This window comes from Allobosea sp. MMO-172 (assembly GCF_037147855.1).
GTDB lineage: Bacteria > Pseudomonadota > Alphaproteobacteria > Rhizobiales > Beijerinckiaceae > Allobosea.
Map to the genome: position 1 here is coordinate 25789 of NZ_JBBCUM010000013.1, position 13904 is coordinate 39692.

At 66.9% G+C, this 13904-nt stretch carries 14 protein-coding genes; 6 read left to right on the forward strand and 8 right to left on the reverse strand.

What is annotated here, in order from left to right; all coding sequences use genetic code 11:
- The first annotated feature begins 91 nt into the window (after positions 1-91).
- From WFK61_RS18580 to WFK61_RS18590, 3 genes are read left to right on the forward strand one after another with little or no spacing between them, the layout of a single operon-like run.
- Complete coding sequence (locus WFK61_RS18580) at positions 92-1609, forward strand: putative bifunctional diguanylate cyclase/phosphodiesterase (protein WP_336813572.1); 1518 nt, start codon at positions 92-94, stop codon at positions 1607-1609.
- A 48-nt stretch (positions 1610-1657) separates the two neighbouring features.
- A complete protein-coding gene (locus WFK61_RS18585) occupies positions 1658-2698 on the forward strand; it encodes an aspartate carbamoyltransferase (RefSeq protein ID WP_336813573.1) in 1041 nt (346 codons plus the stop codon).
- Positions 2695-3600: a hypothetical protein gene (locus WFK61_RS18590; protein WP_336813574.1), complete on the forward strand. Its 906-nt coding sequence runs from the start codon at positions 2695-2697 to the stop codon at positions 3598-3600. Before WFK61_RS18585 ends, WFK61_RS18590 begins: the two co-directional genes overlap by 4 nt.
- A 10-nt stretch (positions 3601-3610) precedes the next feature.
- Here the strand turns inward: WFK61_RS18590 and WFK61_RS18595 are convergent, their stop codons facing one another.
- From WFK61_RS18595 to WFK61_RS18610, 4 genes are all read right to left on the reverse strand, one after another.
- On the reverse strand, positions 3611-4345 hold the full coding sequence (locus WFK61_RS18595; protein WP_336813575.1) for an SIMPL domain-containing protein: 735 nt from the start codon (positions 4343-4345) through the stop codon (positions 3611-3613).
- 101 nt (positions 4346-4446) lie between these two features.
- Positions 4447-6123: an acyl-CoA dehydrogenase family protein gene (locus tag WFK61_RS18600; RefSeq protein WP_336813576.1), complete on the reverse strand. Its 1677-nt coding sequence runs from the start codon at positions 6121-6123 to the stop codon at positions 4447-4449.
- Between the two features lie 80 nt (positions 6124-6203).
- Entirely contained in the window at positions 6204-7085 is an 882-nt protein-coding gene (locus tag WFK61_RS18605) for a DMT family transporter (protein WP_336813577.1), read from the reverse strand.
- A 102-nt stretch (positions 7086-7187) separates the two neighbouring features.
- Positions 7188-7847, reverse strand: coding sequence for a glutathione S-transferase family protein (locus tag WFK61_RS18610; RefSeq protein ID WP_336813578.1), 660 nt, complete (start codon positions 7845-7847; stop codon positions 7188-7190).
- Positions 7848-8065: 218 nt separating this feature from the next.
- Between WFK61_RS18610 and WFK61_RS18615 the strand changes: the two genes are divergently transcribed.
- The gene (locus WFK61_RS18615; protein WP_336813579.1) at positions 8066-9616 is read left to right on the forward strand and encodes a methyl-accepting chemotaxis protein; all 1551 of its coding nucleotides are present in this window, start codon (positions 8066-8068) and stop codon (positions 9614-9616) included.
- A 6-nt stretch (positions 9617-9622) separates the two neighbouring features.
- On the opposite strand, the gene ccrA is transcribed toward WFK61_RS18615, so the two are convergent.
- Both ccrA and WFK61_RS18625 read right to left on the reverse strand, forming a co-directional pair.
- The gene (gene ccrA / locus WFK61_RS18620) at positions 9623-10894 is read right to left on the reverse strand and encodes a crotonyl-CoA carboxylase/reductase (RefSeq protein WP_336813580.1); all 1272 of its coding nucleotides are present in this window, start codon (positions 10892-10894) and stop codon (positions 9623-9625) included.
- 106 nt (positions 10895-11000) lie between these two features.
- Positions 11001-11189 carry a hypothetical protein gene (locus tag WFK61_RS18625; protein ID WP_336813581.1) on the reverse strand — a complete coding sequence of 63 codons (189 nt, stop codon included), beginning with the start codon at positions 11187-11189 and terminating at the stop codon, positions 11001-11003.
- Between the two features lie 4 nt (positions 11190-11193).
- On the opposite strand from WFK61_RS18625, the gene WFK61_RS18630 reads away from it, so the two are divergent.
- Positions 11194-11454, forward strand: coding sequence for a hypothetical protein (locus tag WFK61_RS18630; protein WP_336813582.1), 261 nt, complete (start codon positions 11194-11196; stop codon positions 11452-11454).
- A 3-nt stretch (positions 11455-11457) separates the two neighbouring features.
- On the opposite strand, the gene WFK61_RS18635 is transcribed toward WFK61_RS18630, so the two are convergent.
- Positions 11458-12390, reverse strand: coding sequence for a PLP-dependent cysteine synthase family protein (locus WFK61_RS18635; RefSeq protein ID WP_336813583.1), 933 nt, complete (start codon positions 12388-12390; stop codon positions 11458-11460).
- A 67-nt stretch (positions 12391-12457) separates the two neighbouring features.
- Between WFK61_RS18635 and WFK61_RS18640 the strand changes: the two genes are divergently transcribed.
- Positions 12458-12913 carry a MarR family winged helix-turn-helix transcriptional regulator gene (locus tag WFK61_RS18640; protein ID WP_336813584.1) on the forward strand — a complete coding sequence of 152 codons (456 nt, stop codon included), beginning with the start codon at positions 12458-12460 and terminating at the stop codon, positions 12911-12913.
- 224 nt (positions 12914-13137) lie between these two features.
- On the opposite strand, the gene ubiG is transcribed toward WFK61_RS18640, so the two are convergent.
- On the reverse strand, positions 13138-13899 hold the full coding sequence (ubiG, locus tag WFK61_RS18645; RefSeq protein WP_336813585.1) for a bifunctional 2-polyprenyl-6-hydroxyphenol methylase/3-demethylubiquinol 3-O-methyltransferase UbiG: 762 nt from the start codon (positions 13897-13899) through the stop codon (positions 13138-13140).
- Positions 13900-13904 lie beyond the last annotated feature (5 nt).

Sequence of the window (13904 nt, forward strand, 5' to 3'; positions counted from 1 at the left end):
GCGCTACACCTACGAGCCAGTCGCAGCGCTCGCGATCGCCCAGACCATCGGCTATCTCGCCGGCATTTCCGGGCGCAACAGCTCGCGGCCGGTGATCACCCGCGTGCAGGTACTGGCGGCGGCGACGCCATTCACGCTGGCGCTGCTCTGGACGCGCGACCCCGCCTATCTGGTGATCGGGCTTTCGGTCCTGCTCACCACCGTCCTGACCTTCTCCAGCGCCCAGGTGATCCACCAGATCTTCCTCGCCCGGCTGCGCACGATGCGCGAGCTGGAGCATCTGGCTGTCAACGACACGATCACCAGCCTCTACAATCGCCGCGGCTTCATGCGCGAAATCCGGCAGATGGCCGCCTCCGGCCGGGCGGTGACGCTGATCTCGATCGATATCGACCGCTTCAAGAGCATCAATGACAGCCTCGGCCACGATATCGGCGATGCGCTGCTGCAGGGCTTCAGCGAGACGCTGATCGCCGAGCTCGGCGTCGGCGACATCGCGGCGCGCACGGGCGGCGACGAGTTCATGGTCGCGACCTCGCGCGATGCCGAGGGCGCGAGCGCGCTTGCCGCGCGTCTCGTCATGATGCTGGCCGGCCAGCGCGTCATCGGCGGGCGCCATATCACCGCCACAGCCAGCATGGGCATCGCGCCCGCCGGCTGCGCCGCCTCGATCGACGAGGCCCTGAAATGCGTCGACATCGCCCTCTACCGGGCCAAGCTCGACGGGAGGAACCGCTTCGTCATGTATACCGACGCGATCCGCAACGAACATGAGGACGGCGTGGCGCTCGAAACCGAACTGCGCGACGCGATCCGCCGCGGCGAGTTCGAGCTGCATTTCCAGCCGATCTACAACCCGCGCTCCGGCACGGCGACCATGGCGGAGGCGCTGCTGCGCTGGCGCCATCCGCGCCGCGGCATGGTCAGCCCCGAGATCTTCATCCCGCTCGCCGAACGGACCGGGCTCATCACCGTGCTGGGCTCCTGGGTGCTCGGCGAAGCGATCCGCTCGGCCCTGTCCTGGCCGCGCAGCGTCGGCGTCAGCGTCAATGTCTCGGCCCGCCAGTTCGACCATGGCCACGACATCGTCGGCGTCGTCGAGGCCCTGCTCAGGATGAGCGGCATCGAGCCCCAGCGACTGACGATCGAGATCACCGAGAGCTCGCTGATCGACGACCCCGACCATGTCGTCTCGCGCCTCGTGGCGCTGCGTGAGCTCGGCGTGCGGATTGCGCTCGACGATTTCGGCACGGGCTATTCCTCGCTCAGCTATCTCGCGCATCTGCCGATCGACACGATCAAGATCGACCAGGCCTTCACCCAGGAGATCGGCACCTCGCGCAAGGCGGATTCGCTGATGAACGCGATCGCCCAGCTCGCGCATGACCTGAAGCTGCGCCTGATCGTCGAGGGCGTGGAGACGCAGGAGCAGCTCACCGTCATCGAAAAGCACGCCGTCCACGGCATTCAGGGCTATATCTTCGCCCGGCCGATGACAGCGGCCGATTTGCTGCCCATGATCGGCAACCGTGTTCCCACGGGGCGGATGGGGTCGGCGCGCTCGCGCTCCGGCTCGCGCAAGCCGGGCCGCTTCAGCCAGGTTGCCTGAACGCCCCGGACGCAGACGACCGCGCGAGCCGGAGGCCAGAGGCAGCTGATGCAACGCCCGAACTATCCGAGCGGAAAGGATCTGCTGAGCGCCGATGCCGTCTCGCGTTTCGACCTCGACGACATCATCGAGCGCGCCGAGCGGCATCTGCACGAGGAGGAACTGGAGAAGGCCGGCCTGCCCCTGCCCGAGCAGCCGCCCGCCCCGCGCCGCCGCCCGAAGGTGATCGCCACCCTGTTCGACCAGCGCAGCACGCGCACCCGCCTCGGCTTCCAGACGGCGGCCGCGCGGCTCGGCCATCAGTCGATCGACGCCTATGACACCGATCGCAGCCGGATGGGCACGGCGACCGGCGAATCGATCGAGGACCACATCCATACCGTCGAGCTCTACAGCGACCTGCTGATCGTGCGCTCGCATATGGAGGACATGCCCTATCGCGTCGGACGCCTGAGCTACCTGCCGGTGATCAATGCCGGCAACGGCGCCGACGAGCATCCGACCCAGGCCCTGGTCGACATCTTCGCAATCCGGCAGATGCGCGGCCCACTCGAGTCTCTCAGCATCGCGCTGTCGAGCGATTCGCGGGCGCGCTTCGCGATCTCCTTCGTAAAGATGCTGCGCCTCTCGCCGCCGAAGCGCTTCACGCTGTGCTGCCTGCCGGATGTGCCGATCAATCCGGCGATGCGCGAGGCGATGAATGTCCTTGCCGATCTCGGCACGCAGGTCGGCCTCGTGCACGACATCCGCCACACCCTCGACCACGATGTCCTCAGCATCCAGATGCAGGACATGAGCAAATTCGCCCACGCCTCCCTCGGCAACGAGGCGGTCGACAAGGAAAAAGAGAGCGAACCCTTCACCCTGACTGCCCGCAAGGTTCTCGACGCCCGCTCAGACACGTTGATCCTCAACCCTCTTCCGCGCTTCTCGGAGCTCGACACCTCATGCGACAGCCTCCCGAACGCAGGCTATTTCCGCCAGGTCCAGCTGTCCGTACCGATGCGAATGGCCATCCTGGAGCGCATGCTGCTGGGAATCCCCTGGACGGGACAGGCAGAGGGTTTCCGGTCTTCCTCGGGTGGATGAGCGCCTATCTCGCGTCCTATCTCGCGATCGCCGTCTCTATCCGCCTGCTCTCCGGCTATCTCACCGTCATCGAAATCGGCCTTCTGCGCTCGGTCGGCAGCCTCGCCATCGCTGGCGCCGCCGTCTGGGCGGGCGAGCCCGAACAGCGCCGCAACGTCCTGCCTCCCAAATTGCGCGAAGATGTCGCCCGCAGCGTCCTGCATCTTGCCGGCTCGCTCGCCCTGATCTGGAGCCTGGCGCATCTGCCGCTCGCGCTGGTCACCACGATCGAGTTCTCGGGCCCGCTCTTCGCGGCCGTGCTGCTCTTCCTCGTGCTGCGCCGCCGGCCCGGAACCGGCGCGACGGTCGGGCTTGCCGTGCTCGCAACCGGGATCGGGCTCCTGGTGTTCAGGCTGAACGCCGTGCCCAATCGCGATCTTGCCATCGCCATCGGCGCCGTCGCGGTCCTGACCACCACCAACCTGATGCTGGCGCGGCTGGCGGCGCAGCGCAGCACGCTCTCGATCGTGCTGCTGATGCACGCGATCCAGTTGCCGCTCTATCTGCTGCTCTGGCTCTTCGTGCCGGAACAATGGTCGCCGCCATCGCAGCCCTATCGGCTGGCCTTCGCGCTGCCCGAGTTCGCGATCATCGGCGGCGCAGTGCTCGCGCTCATCGTCGGCGGCTTCGTCTCGCAGGCGGCGCTCGCCAATGCCTCTCGCCACGCTTCGCCGCTCCAGCTTTGCAGCGCCGACACGCTGCGCGTGCCATTGATCACGCTGGCAGCCTATCTGCTGCTGGCGGAACTGCCGCCGGCAGAGCTTTGGCTGCCGGGGCTCTGGGTGCTCTGCGGCGTCGTCATTACGAGCCTGCCGGTGTCAGTGGCTGCAAAGCTGCGCCCGGAACGAGCCGGGCGCGCCTGAGTTCAGACGATCAGGGCGTGATCTCGAAGATCACGTTGACCTGCGTCCGGTAGGTATTCTCGCCGCTGGCCAGCGGCACGGCCGCATCGCTGGCAGCCATGCGCACGGCACCGCCATAGGGCATCGGGCGCGCCATGACCGACTGTTCCTCGATCGAGAGGATCTTGCCAAGCTTGACGTCCGCCGCCTCGGCCAGGGTCCTGGCGCGGGCCACCGCATCGGCGACCGCGCGCTTGCGCGCCTCGGTCAGGGTCGGCTTCATGTCGTCCTTGACGAAGGCGATGCCGCCGCCCTGATTGACGCCGAGCCCGACCGCCTTGTCGAGGATGCCGCCAGCATCGGCGAGATTGCGGACCCGGACGGTCAGCGCGTTGCTGACGCTGTAGCCCGCGATCTTCGGCTCACCGCTGCGATCCTTGCTCGGCTGGGCATAGCGCGGCTGGATGCTGAGGCCCGAGGTCTGAAGGTCGCGCTCGGCGACGCCGGCTTCCTTCAGCGCAGCCAGCACCTGCTTCATCGCTTCGTTATTGGCGGAGAGCGCGGCGCGCGCCGTCTCGGCCTCGCGCAGGACGGTGAGGTTCAGGATCGCCATGTCCGGCGCGACATTCACCTCGCCCTCCCCGGTCACGCTGATGCGCGGGCTGGGCTGCGCCGGGCTTTGCTGGGCTGCGGCGGGGACGGACAGCAAGGCCGCCGCGCCGACGAGCACGGTTCCGGCCAGAGCAAAGGCAAGGCGATTCGACATGATGTCTCCTGTTGACCCGGCCTCCATCGGCCGGCGCCGCATCCGAGCCCGGACATCTTGTCGAAATTATCACGATGCGACGCGACAGGCCGTCGCGACGCTTACTCCTCGACCAATCGCCGCGCGATAACCTGCGCCTGGATCTCGGCCGCGCCCTCGAAAATGTTGAGGATGCGGGCGTCGCAGAGCACGCGGCTCACCGGATATTCCAGCGCGAAGCCGTTGCCGCCATGGATCTGCAGGGCGTTGTCGGCCGCCGCCCAGGCGACGCGAGCGCCCAAGAGCTTGGCCATGCCGGCTTCGAGATCGCAGCGCCGGTCGGCATCCTTCTCGCGGGCGGCAAAATAGGTGAGCTGGCGGGCGATCAGGATCTCGGCCGCCATCATCGCGAGCTTGTCGGCGACGCGCGGGAAGGCGATCAGTGGCTTGCCAAACTGGATGCGCTCCTGCGCATAGCGCAAGCCGAGATCGAAGGCCGATTGCGCCACGCCGATGGCGCGGGCCGCCGTCTGGATGCGCGCCGCCTCGAAAGTCTGCATGAGCTGCTTGAAGCCCTGGCCGGGCACGCCGCCGAGCAGATTCTCACCCTTCACCTCGAAGCCGTCGAAGGCGAGTTCGTATTCCTTCATGCCGCGATAGCCGAGGACCTCGATCTCGCCACCGGTGAGCCCCTCGACCGGGAACGGATCGGCATCGCTGCCGCGCGGCTTCTCGGCGATCAGCATCGAGAGGCCCTTGTAGCCGGGCTCGGACGGATCGGTGCGCACCAGCAGCGTCATGATGTCGGCGCGGACGGGATGGGTGATCCAGGTCTTGTTGCCATGGACCTTCCAGACATCGCCTTCCTTCACCGCCTTGGTCCGCAATGAGGCGAGGTCGGAGCCGGTATTAGGCTCGGTGAAGACCGCGGTCGGCAGAACCTCGCCCGAGGCGATCTTCGGCAGCCAATGTTCTTTCTGCGCGTCGGTGCCGCCGCAGAGGATCAGCTCGGCCGCGATCTCCGAACGGGTGCCGAGCGAGCCGACGCCGATATAGCCGCGCGACAATTCCTCCGAGACGACGCACATCGAGACTTTCGACAGCCCCATGCCGCCGAATTCCTCGGGGATGGTCAGGCCGAAGACGCCGAGTTCGGCCATCTTCTCGACCACCGGCATCGGGATGTACTCGTTCTCCAGATGCCATTCATGGGCATGCGGCGTCACTTCGGCAGCGCAGAAGCGGCGCATCTCCGAGCGGATCGCTTCCAGCGTCTCGTCGAGGCCGGTATCGCCGATGCTGGCGGCACCCTGGTCCTGGCTGAAGAGCGCGACGAAGCGGGCGCGGTTCTCCGGCGTGTTGCCGTCGGCGATGAGGGCATCGACCGCGTCCGAGCAGGCGGCGGCGACCGCTTTCTGCGACAGGCCGAGCGCCGGCAGGCGGAGAATCTCGCCCTGGCTCATCGGGATACCGCCGAAAATCTGGGCGGCGTATTCGCCGGCGCCGATGCGCAGCGCATAGTCCTCGACGGCGCCGTAGCGATCCTCGGCGCGCAGGCGCTCGCCATAGGCGGCGAGCTCGCGCAAGGCCGTGACATAGGTCGCTAGCCAGGACAGGCCGTGGGCGGCGTGCTGCTCGGCTTCCAGCCGGGCCGACGAAATACGGCCATCGACGAGCACCTTCTGCCGCACCGCGGCAACGGCCTCCTTGAACAAGGTCTCCAGACCGGGGAGCGCCGCCGAAATCAGTTCAACCGCATCCGCGCGATGCTCAGCCTTTGCGGCCATATTGGCGTTCATGGTCTTCGACCCTCCCTTTGTTGCGACGCAGCATAAGGGGAGATCGCGGGAAACCGAAACCCTCCTTTTTGGGGAGAAGCCTATTTGCGACTGGCGAGGACGACGCCGAGGATGGTCACTGCCATGCCGCCGATCTGCAGCGGCGTCAGCGTCTCCCCGAAGAGCAGCCAAGCCTCGACGGCGACCGCTGCCGGCACGAGATAGAGGAAGGTCGCGATGCGCGAGACCTCGCCGCGCCGGAGCATGTAGAAATACAGCCCGATGCCACCAAGCGAGAGCACGACCGCCGACCAGCCCAGCACCAGCCACATGGTCAGGTTCCACTCGATCCGCATCGGCTCCAAGGCATAGGCGAATGGCAGGAGGACGAGGCAGGCGGCGATGTACTGGATCGCGGTGACCGTGCGCAGGTCGCCGGTGGAGACATGGGCCTTCTGGTAGAACGAGCCGAAGGTCACCGAGAACATGCCGATCACGTTGATCAGGATCGGCCCGAGCACGCCCCAGAGCGCGGCAGGCGCGACCCCGGCCAGTTGCGGTTGCAACACCAGCGCGATGCCGACGAAACCGCAGACGATGCCGAGCCAGCGGATCGGGGAGATGCGCTCACCCAGCAGCGCGGGGGCGAAAAGGGCCGTCAGCACCGGCTGCAAGCCGGCGATGAGGCCGGAAATGCCGGCAGGCAGGCCATGGCGCACCGCCCACCAGACGCCGCCAAGATAGATGCCATGCAGCAGGATGCCGGAGATCGCGGCATTGCGCAGCGCGCGCCACCCTTCCGGCCAGGGCGCGCCGGTCGCCAGCGCCAGCAGCGAGACGATGAGCGCCGCGCTGGCGAAGCGCACGATCAGGAAGGTCAGGGCATCGGCATAGCGGGCCGAATAGCCGGCCACGATCCAGCCCGTGGACCAGAGGAAGGTGAAGACGAGCGGGATCGCGCGCAGGATGAAAGGCGAGGACATCGGAACCTGAAACCGCCGGACCTGATCGTCTCTAGCGCCGATACGCAGCGCCTGACAGCGCAGGAACGCGCCCTCCCCATGCTTCCGCCGGGGATGCGCGCCTCACTCGCGGTCGGGCGCGCCCGGCGGAAACAGCTTGCGGAAGGGCCTCGCCTCCTCGACGGCGCGCGCGAAGGAGGGCCGCGCCAGCAGCCGGGCCCGGTAGGCACGCAGGTTGCCGAATGCCTCATCGATCTCATGGACCCAGTCGGCATAGAAGAGCGACGGCGCCGCGGCGCAATCGGCCAAGCTGAAATCGTCGCCGCAGGCCCAGTGCTGGCCCGCGAGCGCGCCATCCAGCCAGCGATAGGCATCCTGCAGCTTTTCGCGCGCCTTCGCGACACCATAGGGATCACGATCACCGGCCGGGCGCAGATGGTCGAACACGACCGCCTGCATCGGCGTCATCACGTAGTTGTCGAAGACCCGGTCCATCATCCGCACGCCGAGCGCCTGCTTCGCATCGGCCGGCACTAGCCGGGCGGCTCCCGGATGGAACAGGTCGAGATGCTCGATGATCACGCTCGACTCGAAGACAGGCGTCTCACCGTCGACGAGCACCGGCATTTTCTTTAGCGGCCAGAGCTTGGCCCATTCGCCACCGGCCTCTGGGTCTTCGGGGCCGAGCTGGCGATAGATGAACGGCGTCGCGTTCTCGTAGAGCGCCACCAGCACTTTTTGACAATACGACGAGAACGGATGGGCATAGAGCGTGAGCGACACGGGCCATCTCCTGCATGCGCCTGAATGGAGCTCTGCATAGCCATACCGATTGCATTTTGCAATCGGATTTATGATCTGTTTCGGGGCCGCTTTGGAATGGACAGGCGCCGACCAGGCGACCGCCGCAACCGTTAACGAAATCCGAAGCACCCCCTTCCGCTTCGTCAACCAATCCTCAAGGCACCCGGCGCAATGTCGCCTGCGATCAACGTTTGTCGATGATGTCCAGCGATTCTCTCCCTCTCCCTGCCGAAAGCGCCGAACTGCTCGACAGCGAGCATGAAGGCTTCGCGACTTTCGCGCGTAATGCGCTGGCTTCGGCCATCCTGAATTTTGCTGCCGTGGTCGCCGTGGCGGCGATGCTGTGGCGCCCGGACCGGATGCCCGTGCTGATCGGCTGGGTGACGGTCACGCTGGCCTATTCGCTGTCGATGGGGCTCGACATCGCCGCCTGGCGCAGCCGCCTGCACGAGCGCTCGCCCTGGCCGATGCGGATCGTGCATCTGCGCGCGCCCATTCTCGGGCTGATCTGGGGCGCGCTGCCCTGGATTGCCGGCCCGACCGTCGATGCCCGCGAGAACATCGCGATCGGCCTCGTCATCACCGGCATGATCGCGAGCGGCATGACCCGCTTCGTCGTCGTGCCGCGCGCGGCCCTGATCTACGGCATCACGCTCGCCGCGACCTGCACCCTCGCCTTCGCACAGCATTCCCTCGAGACCGCCGCGACGGCCGCAGTGCTGCTCGCGCTCTATCTCGTGTTCATGACCCGCCACGTCACGGCCTATGGCGCGACGCTGGCAGACGCGGTGCGCGGCCGCAATGCCGCGATCGAAAGCAGCCGGGAGCGCACCCGGCTCCAGCACGATGCCCTGGCGGAGCGCGACGAGACGAGCCGGCGGCATCAGGAACTCATGGAAGTCGTCACCGCCTTCCGCCAGTCGATGGCAGGCTTCCAGGATGTGGTGCGGCGCGAGACCCGCGGCATCGCGGCCAGCACCGCCTCGCTCTCCGGCACGGCGGAAACGACCGCGAGCCAGGCGGGCGCGGCCCGCAGCGCCGCCGCGAGCGCCACCGGGGAAATCGACGCCATTGCCGCCGGCACCGGGCATCTCAACGATGCGATCGCCCTGATCGGCGAGCGGACCTATCGCGCCGGCGCAGTGATCAGCGAGACCGTCTCGATCAGCGCGACGGCGATGAGCGATATCGCCCAGCTCTCGGCGGTGATGCAGGGCATCACCGGCATCGTCGAGATGATCCAGGCCATCGCCGGGCGCACCAACCTGCTTGCCCTGAACGCGACGATCGAGGCGGCGCGCGCCGGCGAGGCGGGGCGCGGCTTCTCGGTCGTCGCCGCCGAGGTCAAGGGGCTGGCTGCGCAGACCGCCGAGGCCAGCAACGAGATCATCGCCCGGATCGGCGCGATCGACGCCTCGGCCGGGAATGTCACGCGCTCGATCGAGGCGATCCGCCAGGCCGTGCTCGACGTCCACGACGTCACGCATGCCATCGTGTCCGCCGTCGAGGAGCAACGAACCGCGACCGCCGCCATGTCGAGCAATATCGATTCCGCTGCGGATCACAGCCGCCAGGCGACCGAACGCGTCGAAGAAGCCTATAACGCGGTGGGCGCGACCAAGGCCGAGATCGGGAAGGCCCGGCAGGCAGCTGAAGTGATGGCCGAGGTGGCCGGATCGCTCGCCACCTCGGTCGACGGTTTCCTGCGCCGCATGGAAGCGGCGAATGCCGGCGGGCGCGCCGCCTGAACGGCCTTAGCCCGCCAGCGCCTCGGCGACATCCTCATAGGTCCTGAGGCCCGTGCGCGGGGCATAGACCAGCACCGACATGTTGCCCGGCGCATGCTCGTTCTTCCACATCTTGTGATGGGCGAGCGGGATCTTGTCCCAGGGGAAGACCTCGGACATGCAGGGGTCGATGCGGCGGTCGATCACGAACTGGTTGGCCGCGCTGGCCTGCTTGAGATGGGCGAAATGCGAGCCTTGCACGCGTTTCTGCCGCATCCAGACATAGCGGGCGTCGAAGGTGATGTTGAAGCCCGAGGTGCCGGCGCAGAACACTACCATGCCGCCGCGCTTGGCGACGAGGCAGGAGACCGGGAAGGTCGCCTCGCCCGGATGCTCGAAGACGATATCGACATCCTTCTTGCCGGTGATGTCCCAGATCGCCTTGCCGAACTTGCGGGCCTCCTTGGTCCACTCGTTGTACTCGGGCGAGTTGACCTTGGGCATCTGGCCCCAGCAGTTGAAATCCTTGCGGTTGATGACGCCCTTGGCGCCGAGGCCGAGCACATAGTCGCGCTTGGTCTCATCCGAGATCACGCCGATGGCGTTGGCACCGGAGGCCGCGCAGAGCTGCACGCCGAAGACGCCGAGGCCGCCCGAGGCGCCCCAGACGAGGACGTTGTCGCCGGGCTTGATCGTGTGCGGGGCGTGGCCGAACAGCATGCGATAGGCGGTGGCCAGCGTCAGCGTGTAACAGGCGGCCTCCTCCCAGGCGAGGTGCTTGGGCTTGTGCATGAGCTGGCGCGACTGCACCCGGCAGAATTGGGCGAAGGAGCCGTCCGGCGTCTCGTAGCCCCAGATGCGTTGGGTCGACGAGAACATCGGGTCGCCGCCATTGCACTCCTCGTCGTCGCCATCGTCCTGATTGCAATGGACGATGACCTCGTCGCCGACCTTCCAGCGCTTCACCTTGGAGCCGACGGCCCAGACGATGCCCGAAGCATCGGAGCCGGCGACGTGGAAGGGCGCCTTGTGGACATCGAAGGGCGAGATCGGCTGGCCGAGGCCGGCCCAGATCCCGTTGTAGTTGACGCCTCCAGCCATCACGAGGAGCAGCACCTCCTCCTCGCCGATCGACCATGTCGGCACGACCTCGACATGGAACGAGTCCTGCGGCGCCCCATGGCGCTCGCGCCGGATCGCCCAAGCGTACATCTTTTCCGGGACATGGCCGAGCGGCGGCAGCTCATCGAGCTCATAGAGATCCTTGAGCGGCTTCACGGCGGCCTGCGACTTGGACATGGTCGTCTCCCCTGCTCTCTTCCGTCGTTGCCCGGCCCGGAGCTCTGCATCGGACTGGGACGCCGATCATGCACCATATGCTGCGCTGCGCCATTAACCTAAGGAATCACACCGCAGCGCAAAACACTTTCTTTCCGGCGCTTGCGCTTTCTTCATCGTTTGCCACGATGCTGACGGCCTGCGCGAGCTTCTGATTTGCATCGGCTTCTTCCGAAAGCCGCTCCTCCCCTTTCGGGCCGATGCTCCAAGGAGAACCGATGCCCGGTCTGCTGAAGATGGTCGGCGTGCCCGACATGCCCATGCTGTCCGTGTTTCTGCTCGTCACGATGATCGTGCTCGGCGCCATGCTGCTCGGCTGGTTCGGCGATGTCCTGCTCAAGGATGCCGGCTTCGGCGTGATGTTCAACACCGGCATCCTGCTGCTCGGCGCCTTCGCCGGCGCCTGGCTCTGGAACCGCTACGGCATCCCGACGCGGTTTCCGGCCGAGGCCGTGCGCGCCGGCATCGCGACGGGCTCCGGCCTGTTGCTGCTGATCGGGCTCGCGGTCATCCGCCCCTGAGCTTCAGCCGTCGAGCCTCGCACCGAAGCTGTTCAGGTATTTCATCCCGGTATCGCACATCAGCGTGACGATGGTCGCCCCGGGGCCGAGGCGCTCGGCCAGACGCAATGCGGCCGTGATATTGCCGCCGGTGGAGGTACCCGCGAACAGCCCCTCCTCCCGCGCCAGACGCAGCGCCATCGCGGTCGCCTCGGCCGTCGAGACCGGCTCGATCGCATCGACGAGATCGGCCCGCCAGAGCGGCACGACATAGCCGGCGCCGATGCCGTCGATCTTGTGCGCGCCGGTCGGGCCGCCCGACAGCACGGCGGATTCAGCCGGCTCGACCGCCATCAAGGCGATCTTGTGATCGCGCCTGAGCAGCGCCTCGCCGGTCCCGCGCAGCGATGCAGCCGTCCCGACGCTCTGGACGAAGCCGTCGATCCGGCCGCCGGTCTGTTCCCAGATCTCGTCCGCCAGCCGGTCATAGGCCGCGAGCTGGTCGGTATTGCGCATCTGGTCGGTCCAGAAGGCTCCCGTCTCCGCCGCGATGACGCGGGCGGCCTCGATCATGTCCTTGGTCAGCTTCTCGGTCATGCGGCCGGATTCGCTCGGGATGATCGTCAGTTCGGCCCCGAGCAGACGCATATGAGTGAGCTTCTCGCGGGCGAAAGCGTCCGAGGTGACGATATGCAGGCGATAGCCCTTCACCGCGCAGACCTGCGCGAGCGAAACGCCGGTGCTGCCGCCGGTATATTCGACGACGCTGCCGCCCGGCTTCAGCCGCCCGTCGCGTTCGGCCGCCTCGATCATAGCGAGCGCCATCCGGTCCTTCATGCTGCCGGTCGGGTTCTCGCTCTCGATCTTCAGGAGGATCCGCGAGCCATTTGCGGGCACGATCCGGCGCAATGGTAGCAGCGTGGTGCCGCCGATGCGGCTGAGAATGTCGATGGGCATGGCAACTCCCGGGCAGCAATTAGATGTATATGCAATCATTGTATCTACATGTAAATTCCGATTCGCCATGAAGGAACAGCGCGGATTGCGGGACGACATACGGGTGCTGGCCGCCGGCTGCGCCGGCCTGGCCATCCGGCAAGCCGCGCGGCGGATCACGCAGTTCTATGAAGAGACGTTGCAGGACAGCGGCCTGAGCGTCGCCCAGCTCGGGCTCATGGCGGTGATCGCGACGAACGAGGACGACCGCATGGCGGCCCTCGCCGAGCAGGCCGGGCTCGATCCCTCGACCCTGTCACGCAATCTGCGAGGGCTGGAGCGCGACGGGCTGATCGAGATCGCAGCGGTCGAGAAGGACCTGCGCCGCCGCGCGGTCTGGCTGACGGAGGAAGGGCTCAGGCGCCTTCAGGGCGCGCTGCCGGCCTGGCGAGACGCACAGGCGGGGATTGCCGAGCTGTTCCCAGCCGATCTGCTGCAGCGGATCAACGCTGCGAGCGAGAAGCTGGGCGGGCAGAAGGAATGAGCGTCAGATAGATTGGACGATTGCTCGATCGTTACTGACCAGCACAACGATTGTCATTCCGGGGCTTCGCAGAGCGAAGAACCCGGAACCCACGACCGGGCGCGCCATTCGCAACCGAACACCCGATGTCTCACCCGGTCGTGGGTTCCGGGTTCGCGCCGTTGGCGCGCCCCGGAATGACAATCGAGTGTCGCGAAATCAGGGCGCTCAACTGTCCTCGAAACCTAGACCTGACCGTTGCGGCTGGCAGCGAGCATGTAGTTCACATCCATGTCGCGCGAGGCGCTCCAGCGGCCGGTCAGCGGGTTGAAGACGACGCCGGTCTGCGTGCCGATCGCGAAGCCGTTGCTCTCGATGGCGCCGCCAAGCTCGGCCGGCGTCACGAACTTCTCCCAGTCATGCGTGCCCTTCGGCAGCCAGCGCAGGACATATTCGGCGCCGACGATCGCAAGCGCATAGGATTTCAGCGTGCGGTTGAGCGTCGCCATCACCAGCAGGCCGTCCGGCTTCACCGCCGCGCAGCAGGCCGCGACGAAGGCCTCGACATCGGCGACATGCTCGACGACCTCCATGGCGAGCACGATGTCGAAGCGCTTGCCGGCTTCGACGACCGCCTCGATCGTCTCCTCGCGATAATCGATCGAAAGCCCGCTCTTCTCGGCATGGGCGCGCGCGACGGCGATGTTGGTCGGAGCCGGATCGAGACCCGTGACCTCGGCGCCCAGCCGCGCGAGCGGCTCGGACAGCACGCCGCCGCCGCAGCCGATATCGACCAGGCTCAGGCCATCGAGCGCCCGCATCGTCTTCGGATCGCGGCCGAAACGGGCGCAGGCCTCGTCGCGGACATAGGCCAACCGGACCGGATTGAACTTGTGCAGGACGGCCATGGGCCCCTTCGGATCCCACCAGTCGCGGGCGATCGCATCGAAGCGGGCGACCTCGGCCGGGTCGATCGTCGAGCCTGTGCGCTGGGTCGCAGCCGCCATGAACC

Excerpts from the sequence above, each read along its gene's own strand:
- WFK61_RS18585 (WP_336813573.1), top strand. The coding sequence starts at position 1,658 with ATGCAACGCCCGAACTATCCGAGCGGAAAGGATCTGCTGAGCGCCGAT.
- WFK61_RS18590 (WP_336813574.1), top strand. The coding sequence starts at position 2,695 with ATGAGCGCCTATCTCGCGTCCTATCTCGCGATCGCCGTCTCTATCCGC.
- WFK61_RS18595 (WP_336813575.1), bottom strand. The coding sequence starts at position 4,345 with ATGTCGAATCGCCTTGCCTTTGCTCTGGCCGGAACCGTGCTCGTCGGC.
- WFK61_RS18600 (WP_336813576.1), bottom strand. The coding sequence starts at position 6,123 with ATGAACGCCAATATGGCCGCAAAGGCTGAGCATCGCGCGGATGCGGTT.
- WFK61_RS18605 (WP_336813577.1), bottom strand. The coding sequence starts at position 7,085 with ATGTCCTCGCCTTTCATCCTGCGCGCGATCCCGCTCGTCTTCACCTTC.
- WFK61_RS18615 (WP_336813579.1), top strand. The coding sequence starts at position 8,066 with ATGATGTCCAGCGATTCTCTCCCTCTCCCTGCCGAAAGCGCCGAACTG.
- ccrA (WP_336813580.1), bottom strand. The coding sequence starts at position 10,894 with ATGTCCAAGTCGCAGGCCGCCGTGAAGCCGCTCAAGGATCTCTATGAG.
- WFK61_RS18625 (WP_336813581.1), bottom strand. The coding sequence starts at position 11,189 with ATGTCGGGCACGCCGACCATCTTCAGCAGACCGGGCATCGGTTCTCCT.
- WFK61_RS18630 (WP_336813582.1), top strand. The coding sequence starts at position 11,194 with ATGCTGTCCGTGTTTCTGCTCGTCACGATGATCGTGCTCGGCGCCATG.
- WFK61_RS18635 (WP_336813583.1), bottom strand. The coding sequence starts at position 12,390 with ATGCCCATCGACATTCTCAGCCGCATCGGCGGCACCACGCTGCTACCA.
- WFK61_RS18640 (WP_336813584.1), top strand. The coding sequence starts at position 12,458 with ATGAAGGAACAGCGCGGATTGCGGGACGACATACGGGTGCTGGCCGCC.
- ubiG (WP_336813585.1), bottom strand. The coding sequence starts at position 13,899 with ATGGCGGCTGCGACCCAGCGCACAGGCTCGACGATCGACCCGGCCGAG.